Raw genomic sequence first — 13092 nt, 5'->3', positions numbered from 1 at the left:
CTCCACTACTTCTGTTATGTTAACATTATAGCAGAATCCAATAAGAATAAAAATATAAACCATATACTTGACACAAAAATTGTATTAAATCAGTCTTCAGATAGAGTATTTCCATAACTCTTATTAATATTTTCTTAATCCTTAATAAAGAATTAGTGAAGTTCATTGACAAAGAACAAGGTAAGTTATAAGATACAACTATTTCAAAGGAAGATAGAAAACAAGTCTGCGAAAGAAGAGGAAGATATAAATGGACACCAAATATAGTAACGAACAAAGGAAAAAAAGAACAATTACACTATTGTTTGGATTTATAGTAATAGTTATTGGTTCTTTCATAATCAGCAATTTATTTCTTGAAAGAAAATCTAATTTGAGTTATGCATCCCAATCCGATACAAATTGGCAGCTTATTCTTGCAAATCCATGGAATACATTGCCTGAAAATTTTACTGTGGAGACAAAATCCTTTCGTAATGGCCACTCTGTTGATAGACGAATTTTTGATGATCTTGAAATGATGTTGGAAGCTGCAAAGAGGGAAGGGTTATCTCCTATTATCTGTTCTTCCTATCGAACACTGGAAAAACAAAAATCGTTATTTGAAAACAAAATCGGAAAATATTTAAGCAATGGTCTTTCTGATCAGGAGGCGGCAGTAGAAGCTGCTAAATGGGTTGCTGTACCTGGAACCAGTGAACATCAAACTGGGCTAGCAGTTGATATTGTTGCAAAAAGCTATCAAATCTTAGACAAAGAACAGGAAAATACACCTGAGCAAAAATGGCTGATGGAAAATTCTTATAAATATGGCTTTATATTACGTTATCCTGAAAATAAAAGTGATCTTACAGGAATAAATTATGAACCCTGGCATTATCGCTATGTAGGTAAAGAAGCGGCAAAAGAAATATATGAAAATGGAATTTGCCTTGAAGAATATTTAAATCAAATCTTATGATATACAGAAAATTAGAGTTTTAGCAAATACGGGAACAAACATAAACATAGATAATTTATTTACATATGGAAGCTTTTAATCTACAAAATATAGTAATAGGGTGAACTTCATTAAAAAGCTAAAAACTTAGCTAAGGATATCAAGGGTTTCACATTGCGATATATATAATAACAATGTGAAACCCTTTAATATAGGGACCGTTTCAAAGTCCCTGTAAACTCAAAAGCTGACATAATTTCAAAACTTATTATATAAATCATAGAGTAATATTTAACCGTTTAAATTCTTAGTAAACCCACGTAGGTTTTCTAATTTAAACTATTGAATGTTATAAAAAAATCTTAATATCTTTTTGATTTCTACAATAAAGTTTCTTCTCTATAATTTTACAATGAATGCAATATCTTTATTACTAATTATAAATTTAATGGAAATTAAAAATAGAAATTTTAATTCTCACGAAATCTCCTATTGCGGAAAAATATATTCTAATGTATCATATTTTATAGCATTTTCAAGGAGTATCGTAAAATCCTCAGAATCTAGTAATAAATAATCAAGCAGCAAGGCATTTGAACAAAAACCATGTTTCACTATCTGTTTTGTCATCATTTGAATGGAGCTGTTTATACTTTCTCTGGACTTCAGATTGAAAAAAGACTTTATAATTTCCAAGTCATCTGCCTCGATTTTCAGCATTCCTAATGGTTTTTCAACTATCATACATGCAATTGCATTTCTTAAAACCTGACTGCAGACATTGTCAAGAAATAACTCCTCGTAATCAGGCATCATTCGATGAAGCAATGCCATAATTGTCTCATCAGGAAAGGCATTAAGAAATTGCCATTCTGATTTTATGCTGCACAGGTACTGATATATTGCATCTACCCCACATAAATTGCTTAATGGTTTTATAGTAGGATAATCTAAGGTTAAAATATGATCTTGTGGCTTAAATACAGGGTCATACCATAGAAAGAAATTTGGTATACCATTAATTATGGTATCATAATAATTTCTGCAATTGTAAGAATGAAAATCTCTAATTATTTCTTCGTAAAGTTCCTTACTTTTAAGCACCTTTTTATAAACATATTGTAAGCCTTGTTCATATAAATTTTTTGTATTCATTTTTTCATCTGTATATTCTCTATCTTCCTCTGGAATCTTATTATATTCATCCAAACAGTACAGCACTGAATCCATTAACATTCTAGCTTTATCATAAGTAATAGAGCTGCTTTCCATACTGGTATATTTTTTGGATAAATCTGAAACAATTGAAAGGAGCTCTCCCATTTCAAAACTTTTTATATCCGTTAAATTATTCCTCATATCCATACCTAATTTTCCTTGCTAATTTTTCAAGACAGGTATCTTCCAAATACTCAATAGATCCTTGACAGTCTCCATCAAAATGCTCTTTCATAAATTCAATTAATTCATCATCGGTCAATTCATCCAGCGTTTCATTTTTGTATTCATAAAATATTTCCTGCAGGGCCTCCAGTGCAGGTACATAATTATCCTGATAAATATAAGGAGAGTCACAGAAAGCAACAATTAATTTTGGTAATATTCCTTCACCAAATTCTATACGTTCCTGCTCTCTTAAATTGCTGATTCTGCTTTTAAGAAGTTGCAATGCATCCTGTTCTGTTAGTCTAACCCCGAACTTTTCTGTTGAGGAATTACACAACATTACATTATCCAGTTCTTCTTTTTGTTTCTGTTTAACAATCATTTCAAAGAAATCCTTCTCCATTAAAACCATCCCTTTCGAATTAGATTAAATGATTATACAAAAAAACTAATTTTATTACAAGTATTGAAATTTTCCCCATTTTGTGGTAATATATAAGTATAAAATATAAAAACTTTATGCGATAATATCTTTGCATAAAGTTTTTTTACATTAACATAAATAAAATCAAAATAAAAAGATGGCTGAAACCTTTATTTAAGGTTTTCAACCATCTTAATTTTCTTATTTAATGTCATTTAGCATAATCTGTTACACGAGATTCTCTGATTACATTTACTTTAATTTGACCTGGATATTCTAATTCGGCCTCAATCTGTTTTGATACATCACGTGCAAGCAAAACCATGTCTGCATCACTAACCTGTTCCGGCACAACCATGATGCGAACTTCTCTACCTGCCTGTATTGCGAATGACTTATCTACCCCTTTAAAGCTATTCGTAATATCTTCTAACTGTTTTAGTCTGTTAGTATATGTTTCCAATGTTTCTCTTCTAGCGCCAGGTCTTGCTGCTGAAATTGTATCTGCAGCTTGTACTATGCATGAAATCAATGAGGTAGGTTCCACATCGCCATGATGTGACTCTACTGCATTAATAACAATAGGAGACTCCTTGTACTTCCTGCATAGCTCAACACCTATCTGAATATGTGAGCCTTCCATTTCGTGATCAACAGACTTTCCAATGTCATGCAATAAACCGGCTCTCTTAGCCATTCTAATATCGACACCAATTTCTGCGGCCAGTAAGCCGGATAATTGTGCCACTTCAATAGAGTGTTTTAATGCATTTTGTCCGTAACTTGTTCTGAATTTCATCTTTCCAAGTAAACGAACAAGCTCTGGATGAATTCCGTGAACACCTACTTCAAGAGTTGCTGCTTCACCTTCTTCACGAATCATGACTTCAACTTCTTTTTGCGCTTTCTCAACCATTTCTTCAATTCTTGCAGGATGGATTCTGCCATCTACAATTAATTTTTCAAGTGCAATTCTTGCAACTTCTCTTCTGATTGGATCAAAACCTGATAAGATAACAGCTTCCGGAGTATCATCAATAATTAAATCTACACCGGTCAGGGTTTCTAAAGTACGTATATTACGTCCTTCTCTACCAATAATTCTGCCTTTCATCTCATCGTTAGGAAGTTGAACAACGGATATGGTTGTCTCAGCCACATGATCTGCTGCGCACCTCTGAATTGCTGTAACAACATATTCCTTTGCTTTTTTGTCAGCTTCTTCTTTCGCTTTGTTTTCAAGTTCTTTTACTAACATCGCCGTTTCATGTTTTACTTCGTCTTCAACAGTTTTCAAAAGATATTCTTTTGCTTGATCGGAGGTAAGTCCAGAAATTTTTTCTAACTCCTGCAATTGCTTGCTGTGCATTTCTTCTGCTTCTGCTCTTACTTTGTCGAGCTCTGATTCTTTTGCAGTGAGCTTAGCCTCTTTCTTTTCCAGTGCTTCCGTCTTCTTATCTAAGGTTTCTTCTTTTGTAAGAACACGTTTTTCGTAACGCTGTAATTCTGCTCGTCTTTCCTTAGTTTCCTTCTCAAGCTCATTCTTAGTCTTTAAAGACTCTTCCTTTGCTTCAAGTAAGGCTTCTCTCTTCTTAGTTTCAGCTGTTTTTAAAGCTTCATCTATGATTTCCCTTGCTTTTTCTTCTGCGGAACCTATCTTAGCCTCTACGACTTTCACACGATAGGATATTGCAATTTTCCAAACAAGAGGAGCAATTATTACCAAGGTAACTAAAATAGCGATCACTATTTTGAGTTCTTCTGGCACAGGAGCACCTCCTTATTTAATTTTCATTGTACGAATATACAACATATAAATTTTATACTTTTTTTAGTAATATGTCAAGTATAGTAACTAATATTTTATGCATTATGTCACTATTTCACGAATATTAATGTGCTTTTTAATAAATTTTTTAAAATTATGCTTCACATTGTTATCTTATAACAAATACATAGAAAGTAAATTAGCAATATTGTATCTTTATTCTACTAATTCTCCTAAATAATAAAAACCTTTGCATTCTGCTAATTTCACATCAACTAGTTTTCCAATCAATTCTTTACATCCTGGAAAATGAACCAATACATTGTTGCTTAATCGTCCTGTTAATAAAGATGAATCTTGGTTGTTTATTTCTTCCACTAAAGCAGTTTGTACAGTTCCTTCGTCTCTCTTTGTTAAATCTGCTGAAATATCCTGTACTTCTTTTAATAAGCGATTAAATCTTTCCTTTGCAACTTCTTCCTCAACTTGTGTTTCCATAACAGCTGCCGGTGTTCCCGTACGTTTTGAATAAAGGAAAGTATAAGCACTGTCGTATCTCACTTTTCTAACCACATCTAAAGTATCTAAGAAATCTTCTTCTGTTTCTCCGGGGAATCCAATAATAATATCTGTAGTTAAAGATATGTTTGGCATAGCAGTTTTTATTCTATCTACCAAATCTAAATATTGTTCTTTTGTATATTTGCGGTTCATCGCTTTTAATAATTTGGTACTTCCTGACTGTACGGGCAGATGCAGATGGTTACAGATTTTTTTCGAATTCTTCATTACTTCTATTAAAGAATCAGATAAATCCTTTGGATGGGAAGTCATAAAGCGAATTCTTTCCAAACCTTCTATTTTTTCTATTTCTAATAATAACTCTGCAAATGTCATTGGTTTATCCAAGGTTTTTCCGTAAGAGTTAACATTCTGGCCTAGTAACATAATTTCAACTACGCCATCTGCCACCATATCTTTAATTTCTTTGATAATATCTTCTGGATTACGGCTTCTCTCTCTTCCTCTAACATAAGGCACAATACAATAGCTGCAGAAATTGTTACAGCCATACATAATATTTACACCGGCCTTGAATTTGTATTTTCTTTCACTTGGAAGATCTTCCACTATCTGATCGGTTCCCTGCCATATATCAATAATCATTCGTTTAGACTGTAGTCTGTTATATAAGAGTTCTGCAAGTTTGAAGATATTGTGGGTTCCAAATATGATATCTACAAAACGGTAGCTTTTTCTTATCTTTTCAACTACCACATCTTCCTGCATCATACATCCGCACAATGCAATAAGCATGTCCGGATTTTTCTTCTTAAGGCTGTTTAAAAACCCAAGTCTCCCATATACTCTGGTATTGGCATTCTCACGAACCGTACAGGTGTTATAGATTACAAAATCTGCTTCTTCCGTATCTGTTTCTACATAACCGATTTCTTCTAATATACCGGCTAATTTTTCAGAGTCCTTCGCATTCATCTGACAGCCAAAAGTCTGTGTAATAAAGGTAAGGGGTCTGCCTAATTCTTCTGATTTTTGCTTTACCCATTCCTTTAATTTCGCCATAAAATAATACTGTCTTTCAGGTTCATTAACTGGTGCTTCTCCTGCTGTACTTATTTTATTTAAATCAATGCTAATTGTATCCATAATATAATCTCAACTTTCGTTAAACTAAATTTCTTAAATATCATATAGAATTATATAGTATTAAGAATAATATTTCAATATTAATGTAAATGGCTATAAACAAAGAAGTATCATATGTGAAAAATCTTGTAAAAACATATAAATAAATTATTAATTATGATTGGAGGAAGGGCCGAATAGAAATCAAGATATCATTAATCTTTAAACGTCCTTGGCCTTATTTGTCATTGCCTTTGATAGGTTTGATAGTATTTTTACATTATCCAAAAATCCTAATGTAATAGATGTATTTTTCAATATTTAATTAAATTAGATTTTGATTATAGGAAAAACTGTAAGTTTCAACAAAAATATACACCAAATTCAACAACTTGGGGTGCTAATGATATTTTGTGGTATGATTGATGCAGTAATATCGGCAATTATGAAAAAGAGTTAACTTGGGACAATGGTTTAAGCAGATCAACGTTTTATTATGCAGAAGGATATTTTACATGGGGTAATGGAGATGTGAGCGTTAGTAGTCCAAGCGGTGGATGGGACCATATACCGTCAAATGCCACTACTTCCAATGTTAGCACAACTTCCGGTACCGGCCGATATGCAGGAATATTTAACAAATATGCTTATGTTACATTTTCTTTTACCGTTACTAATGTTATTGGCTTAAGCAGAGATTGCTCCGTAACAATTAGAATTAGTGAAAGCGGTAATCAAATTTAATTTATAGACCATTATAATTAGTTAAAGTTATAATTATACAATAAGTGATATGTTAGGCTTTCTATGATAGTATAATATTATAGAAAGCCTACTATCATAATTTCTAAAAATGTTAGATCCAATGGAATAGCCCATGTTAGAATTATGACAGGATAAATTGTATAAGAAAGGTACACTACACATGATAACAATTCAAAATCTTACGAAAATATATAAAATTGGTGATTCCACAGTAATAGCGTTAGATAATGTGAATCTTGAAATAAAGAAGGGCGAATTTCTTGCAATCACGGGGCCATCAGGTTCTGGAAAATCAACATTGCTTCATATGATGGCAGGAGTAGACATTCCCACTTCGGGAAATGTATTTATTGAAGGGAAAAATATTAATAAGTTGCAGCCATCAGAACAAGCAATCTTTAGGCGCAGACATATTGGTATGATTTATCAGTCATTTAATTTGATACCCACTTTGACTGTTGAGGAAAATATAATTTTACCTTTAATGCTTGATGGTAAAAAAATAGATAGAGCAATGCTTATGTCCTTGCTCGAATTGCTTGGCTTGTCAGAACGCAGAAAACATCTTCCAAATCAATTATCCGGCGGACAGCAACAGCGTGTGGCCATAGGACGTGGGTTAATGTCAAAACCTTCCCTAATATTGGCAGATGAGCCAACAGGAAATTTGGATAGTGAAAATACAGAAGAAGTTTTGACATTATTAAGAGCAGCAAATGAAAATTATGATCAAACAATTATTATGGTCTCCCATGATGAAAATGTCAGCAGTATTGCAAAACGCCGGATATTTATGAAAGATGGACATATTGCGTTAGATAAGGTGGTGTAAATATGAAGATTTTATTTATATCTACTCTCCGCCATATTAAGAAACATTTTATTCAGACTTTACTTACATTTTTTATGACCATTTTAATAATTGCAGTATTATCCGCAATATTTAATTTTGCCGCCAGCTTTAAAGATGTGTTGCGGCGTTGGGCTATTGACACATCTGGTACGTATCACTATAAATTTGTTGCGGAAGATGCAAACAAACTTAAAGAATTAGAAGAAGGTTTTAAAAAGGACTCTTGGTTTTCAGAAGTTTTTCTTGACACTGAGGATAGGGAAGCAGTACTTTTTGTAACTGTAGATAAACCCGGATTATTTACCACAAGAATTATGAAAGATAAGTTAAGTGAATATTCACTTGATTCCATATATCAAGATCATAATTGGGAGCTTTTAGTCTCATACGGTGATTTATGCAAAGAAAATGGTATGTATGCATTTTTACTTATATTTATAATTATTATTACGATTATAACGTTGGCATCTGTTTTAACCCTTGGAGCAGTATTGAAAATATCTGCATTTCAAAGAGAACGGGATTTTGCACTCTTGTCCAGTATTGGTACAAGCGGCAGTCAAATCAGCAGAATGATTTTATTTGAGAGTATGATATATATTTTAATAGCCCTGCCTTTTGGCTTAGTGTTTGGTATTTACCTGTTAGATCTATCCAGAAGTAGGTTAGATGCTATGCTGAAAGGACTGGAAAAGTTTCCTCCTGTAGAGATAGTGATATCCATTCCATTTATGATTGCTATAATAATCGCCTCTGGGGGGATTATTTTGGTATCAACCTATCCGCCAGCTAAAAAAGCGGCAAAGATCAGGCCAATAGAGGCATTACGGCAGAATCAACAAATACATATATCAAAATGGGAACAGAAACAAACCAGAAATTCTGCTCTTTCTAATTTTGCAACTAAGATTATATCAAGATTTTTTCAAATAGAAGGACAACTGGCATATAAAACTTATAAACGTTTTAAACGCCGCTACTATCCTGTCTTGATGGCAATGTCTGTGAATATTGCTTTATGTATGGTGTTGTCCAGTTTCAGCCATTACACAAATGATGTGATATCTATGACTTATAGCGGAATGGACTATAATATTAATATTCACCTTTCCTGTGATGATAGTAAACTTCTAGGACAAACTGCAAATGAACTTGTGCAGATTTCAGATAATCAGTTAAGCTTAATTCGCCAAACTGCATTTGAACTGCGAAACCCTCTTCCGTTGTCTGAAACAGGATATGGTTCCGGGTTGTTTCAGGGATCCGGAAGGCAGCCAGATGCTGTTCTTTTATCTGTTGATGAAAATACCCTTAATTCCATTTGTAATAGGGAAGGTATCGATAAAAATACCTTAAGCGGAAATACAGGTATTTTTATTAATGATGAGCGTACATGGAGAAATGACGGAGTGCAAGAAAAAGGAAGACCCTATCATTTGGAGACCGGGGACATACTTCCTGTTTATTCTACCCATGTTTCTGACTTAGAATTAAGTAAGCCTAATGATGCTATCGATATAAAGATAGCTGCTGTTATAGATTATTCTCCGGAATATACTAAGGTTGATGCACCAACTAGTCTTGTAATCTTAGTGTCTGAAGATACTTTTTTATCATTAGAGCCCTGTCGTCCATTTGCAGAAAGAGATGTGGGAACCCATAATGTCATTTTACGCGGAATGGTAGATGAGGCAGATGTATTGGAAAATTCAACATCCACTTACTTGGATAAGCAGACACAGGTGCACGGAAATATTTATAATTATGATGAACAAATCAGAGGAGACCAGGCAGGTATTACAGGTATACGGTATTTATTGACCGGATTAATTATAATTTTGTTATTTATTTGTATGTTCAGCAATTTTATTGTCACATGGACGATAGCCCATGGACGTATTAAAGAATTTTCAATTCTTTCTTCAATAGGTATGACACCGGAATCCATCAGGAAAATGAAAAAGGTTGAAAGTTTATTGAATTCAATCAAAGCATTGGTACCAGGAACTGCTGTAGGAATTATATGTTCCTTATTCATTCAAAAAATATATTTAACTGAGTATAATGTTTCCTGGTCATTTCCTTGGTTGGGTTTATTTATAGGAATACTGATTCTTATATTTGCTTCAGTACTATCAGAATGTGTTATCAATTTATTAATGAGAAAAATAAGTATTGTTGAAGGTGTTCGGATAAATGAGATATAAAATAGGGTATTATTAAATATGTAAGAACAATATCTAGGAAAAATGATATTTCAATGTAGAAAACAATCTAAATATGATTATGTACATAAGCGAGGGAGGTTATTAATTGTGTTTGGGTGAAAAACTGTAAGTTTTAACAAATATATATATTAAATTCAACACCCTGAGATAACTATTATATTCTGTGATATAATTGGATATACCAAATACTAGCAATTACATGAAAGGGGGAGATTAATGAAATTACAAAGATAAAGAACAAATTTTTTTTAATATGACTAATCATTGATGCTCGCTTCTTAGGATATCCTTTAATATTCTTATTCTGATAATAGAAATAAGTTCTTTTAGCGGTATTTGGTGGAACAGCATAATTACTATAACAATTATTATTACAATCAGGAGGAAAATTATATGAATAAAAAAAATAATGCAAGTAAAGTAATTTTAGCAATACTACTATTTGTTTTTATATTACTACCTGAGAAAATAATATTAGCTGAAGAAAATCTATCCAAAAGTAATCAAACCACAGATATAAGTGAACAATACTTAAAAGAGAGTGAAAAGACCACTGCTTTAAACTTGTGTAATCATCTTTTAACAAGACAGTTTAATGCTCTTATTACTGGAAATGACGTTGAAACTAGAGATATTTTTTATGAAAGTGATAATACTATTCTTTATAACCAATTTTTAAGATGGAGAATAAAACAATCACAGGTAATGCATACATCATGGTCAAGCTATGATTATAATTTATTAAATGTTGATTATGTTAAAGATGCAGAGAATATACTTATTCATGGTAGTTTTAACTTAAAATACACATACACAAATGGATTGGAGGGAAGACAGGACAATATTAATTTTGATGCTAGGATAAAAAGTGTTGATAATAATTATTTAATTGAATCATTTAATATTGATGAGGTAATGTTTGATGATTTTATATCAACATTAAATTATGAAAATGTCATTGATATGGATGTAACGAATCATAAGGTGAAAAATATAAATATTAATGATATCAATACCGTAGTAGATAATATGCTAATGCAGATTGAATTAACTAATGAATTAGTATCACAAGAGCCAAACATAATACAGCCACCGCTACTTAAAACAAGGGCAAGTCAATATAGCTATAATAGTGCTAACGGAGTAGCTTATGCAAATGAATATGCATATTCAAATAATCCTTGCTTTTATACTGCTGCTGGTGACGGTGGAGATTGCACTAATTTTATTTCTCAATGTATTTGGGCAGCATATGGAGGTTGGAATCCAGGTGATAGTATAACAACAATGACAAATAATATTAATAATAGAGTACGCATGATGCCTTCAACAACTCTATCAAATTGGTTTGGACATCAATATGGAGCAGGAACACCTTGGGAAAGCGTTAATGATTTATGGAATTTTGCAACTTTAAATTCTGGAACAGGTCCAAGAGCTAGTGGAAGCAACAATAATTCAGTATATAAAAACTTGGTAGCATTCGCTATTTCTTCAGGTGATGTGTTGCAAGTTAAGAGGAGCGGTGATGCCAAATATCGTCACTCTGTATATGTAATCTTTTCAAGTCCAAAATTTAGTGATGACTATAATAACATAATAGTTGCACAACATTCTAAAAATACTACAAGAGCACTTTCTGATCTAATTTCTGGTTGGGGCGGGGCAGATTGTTATATGAGAAAATTGACTTTTAATTCGGCTCAGTTTGATAAATAAGTATATAAGTAATAATGGTATTTTCTGACCTTTACTAAAAAATTGTTTTTACAAAAAGAATTCTGGATAACATATTTTTATATGATACATAAATGATATAAAAAGTATTAAAATGTTCTATATTTACAGCAGCCTTTATAGATATCAATTTATTATTATGACTAGTTAATTATTTGAAAGAGAGTGAGAAAAATGAAAAGAATATTCTTATCCATCGTTTTAATATTGGTTTTAAGTATCTTTTGTTCATCGTGCCAATATAAGGCTACGGATTCATCAAAATTACCTGGGGAATCTATAAATACGTATGAAAAGAATCCAATCCAGGAAGCAAGAGAATTAATGTTAGATTGGCAGATTAAAAAAATATACCAGGAACACAGTTTATCATACGATGAAAAAGAGCTTACTTTACCAATCTCAACCTCACAAGCTGAAACTTATATATCTCAAAAAGGACTTTTATTAAGTAATAATGATATGTATAAAGAAAAATGGGGATTTGACTTTTCTATTCCTGAATCTAAAGAAGAAACCGTACTTTTAGATGATTTACACGAATATCTTTCCTATTGGATGTTAATGAGGGAAAATATGAGAGTTTTGCATACGGAAAAAAATAATGATGATTACTACAGTATGGTTTTAACGCTTGGTTACGACTTTGCTGATGGTATATACTTAGTACAGTATACTATGTTAAATGAAAAAATTCAAATTCTTAATGTTTCCGATGCTCCTCAAATTCTTTCATTACAAAATGTATATTTGGGAGTAGTAAATCAAAATAACCCCATTTGTTTTGGATTTGTAAAAAAGTTAAAATACGATCTTATAGAAGATAAATGGATGAATTCAGATATTTGTAAAATTAAGCTTTTCACAAATGCAGAGGACTATGATATTCAAGTTGAAAGTCCAAAACCTTTTATTGCTTTTTTATCAAAAGGACCTCAAGTTATAGGATACAAAGCCGTGAATTCTCAAGGTGATACTATTGAGGAGAAAGAACTAACGGAATTAGATTATTCAAATCCTTTAGAAAAGTAAATGTATTTACTGGAGACCGTTTCAAAGTCCGTGTAAACTCAAAAAACTGACATAAAATTTTAATAGTTATTTATGGGCAAGGCCATTTTTCTGTGGTTCTTGCCCATGCTTGTATTATAAATCTGTTTTTGGGGTTGTCAAGTAAAACTCCCCTTCGGCAGTCTTAATACCTTAATTTTTCCGTTTTTAGGATAACCTTTCTTCAAAGAATATCTCCAACTGGGAGTGAATCTGTCCCCAGTCCTGACGGTGCCCTGTCCATTTTTTCGTGATGTCCATCGTGGCCAGATACAGCATTTTTAGCAGACTGTC

10 protein-coding genes and 1 pseudogene are annotated in these 13092 nt (G+C 32.3%); 6 read left to right on the top strand and 5 right to left on the bottom strand.

Translation table 11 applies throughout. The features are described from left to right. Positions 1-250: 250 nt before the first annotated feature. The gene (locus BM183_RS00050; RefSeq protein WP_091683347.1) at positions 251-961 is read left to right on the top strand and encodes a M15 family metallopeptidase; all 711 of its coding nucleotides are present in this window, start codon (positions 251-253) and stop codon (positions 959-961) included. 468 nt (positions 962-1429) lie between these two features. On the opposite strand, the gene BM183_RS00045 is transcribed toward BM183_RS00050, so the two are convergent. The 4 genes from BM183_RS00045 to miaB all read right to left on the bottom strand — a co-directional run bounded on the left by BM183_RS00045 (position 1430) and on the right by miaB (position 6186). Continuing rightward, a complete protein-coding gene (locus BM183_RS00045) occupies positions 1430-2305 on the bottom strand; it encodes a DUF6179 domain-containing protein (RefSeq protein WP_091683345.1) in 876 nt (291 codons plus the stop codon). Next, positions 2289-2729 carry a DUF6323 family protein gene (locus BM183_RS00040; protein ID WP_091683343.1) on the bottom strand — a complete coding sequence of 147 codons (441 nt, stop codon included), beginning with the start codon at positions 2727-2729 and terminating at the stop codon, positions 2289-2291. Before BM183_RS00040 ends, BM183_RS00045 begins: the two co-directional genes overlap by 17 nt. Before the next feature lie 232 nt (positions 2730-2961). After that, positions 2962-4494, bottom strand: coding sequence for a ribonuclease Y (gene rny, locus BM183_RS00035; protein ID WP_416386051.1), 1533 nt, complete (start codon positions 4492-4494; stop codon positions 2962-2964). 240 nt (positions 4495-4734) lie between these two features. Continuing rightward, on the bottom strand, positions 4735-6186 hold the full coding sequence (miaB, locus tag BM183_RS00030; RefSeq protein WP_091683339.1) for a tRNA (N6-isopentenyl adenosine(37)-C2)-methylthiotransferase MiaB: 1452 nt from the start codon (positions 6184-6186) through the stop codon (positions 4735-4737). Positions 6187-6696: 510 nt separating this feature from the next. Between miaB and BM183_RS00025 the strand changes: the two genes are divergently transcribed. From BM183_RS00025 to BM183_RS00005, 5 genes are all read left to right on the top strand, one after another. After that, positions 6697-6909 (top strand): hypothetical protein, encoded by a 213-nt coding sequence (locus tag BM183_RS00025; protein ID WP_091683337.1) that lies wholly within the window; start codon positions 6697-6699, stop codon positions 6907-6909. A gap of 181 nt (positions 6910-7090) precedes the next feature. Next, positions 7091-7762, top strand: coding sequence for an ABC transporter ATP-binding protein (locus BM183_RS00020; protein WP_091683335.1), 672 nt, complete (start codon positions 7091-7093; stop codon positions 7760-7762). Positions 7763-7764: 2 nt separating this feature from the next. Then, positions 7765-9990, top strand: a complete 2226-nt coding sequence (locus tag BM183_RS00015; protein WP_091683333.1) for an ABC transporter permease — start codon at positions 7765-7767, stop codon at positions 9988-9990. Between the two features lie 414 nt (positions 9991-10404). Then, complete coding sequence (locus tag BM183_RS00010; protein WP_091683331.1) at positions 10405-11730, top strand: amidase domain-containing protein; 1326 nt, start codon at positions 10405-10407, stop codon at positions 11728-11730. Between the two features lie 192 nt (positions 11731-11922). Further along, the gene (locus BM183_RS00005; protein WP_091683329.1) at positions 11923-12780 is read left to right on the top strand and encodes a hypothetical protein; all 858 of its coding nucleotides are present in this window, start codon (positions 11923-11925) and stop codon (positions 12778-12780) included. 186 nt (positions 12781-12966) lie between these two features. Here BM183_RS00005 and BM183_RS21420 read toward each other — a convergent pair. After that, positions 12967-13092 (bottom strand): annotated as a pseudogene (locus BM183_RS21420) (IS256 family transposase); the annotation flags it as partial.

Origin of the sequence: Anaerocolumna aminovalerica (genome assembly GCF_900115365.1) — a bacterium.
GTDB lineage: Bacteria > Bacillota > Clostridia > Lachnospirales > Lachnospiraceae > Anaerocolumna > Anaerocolumna aminovalerica.
Note: the sequence above shows the minus strand (reverse complement) of the source record. Positions and strands in the feature narration are given on the sequence as shown.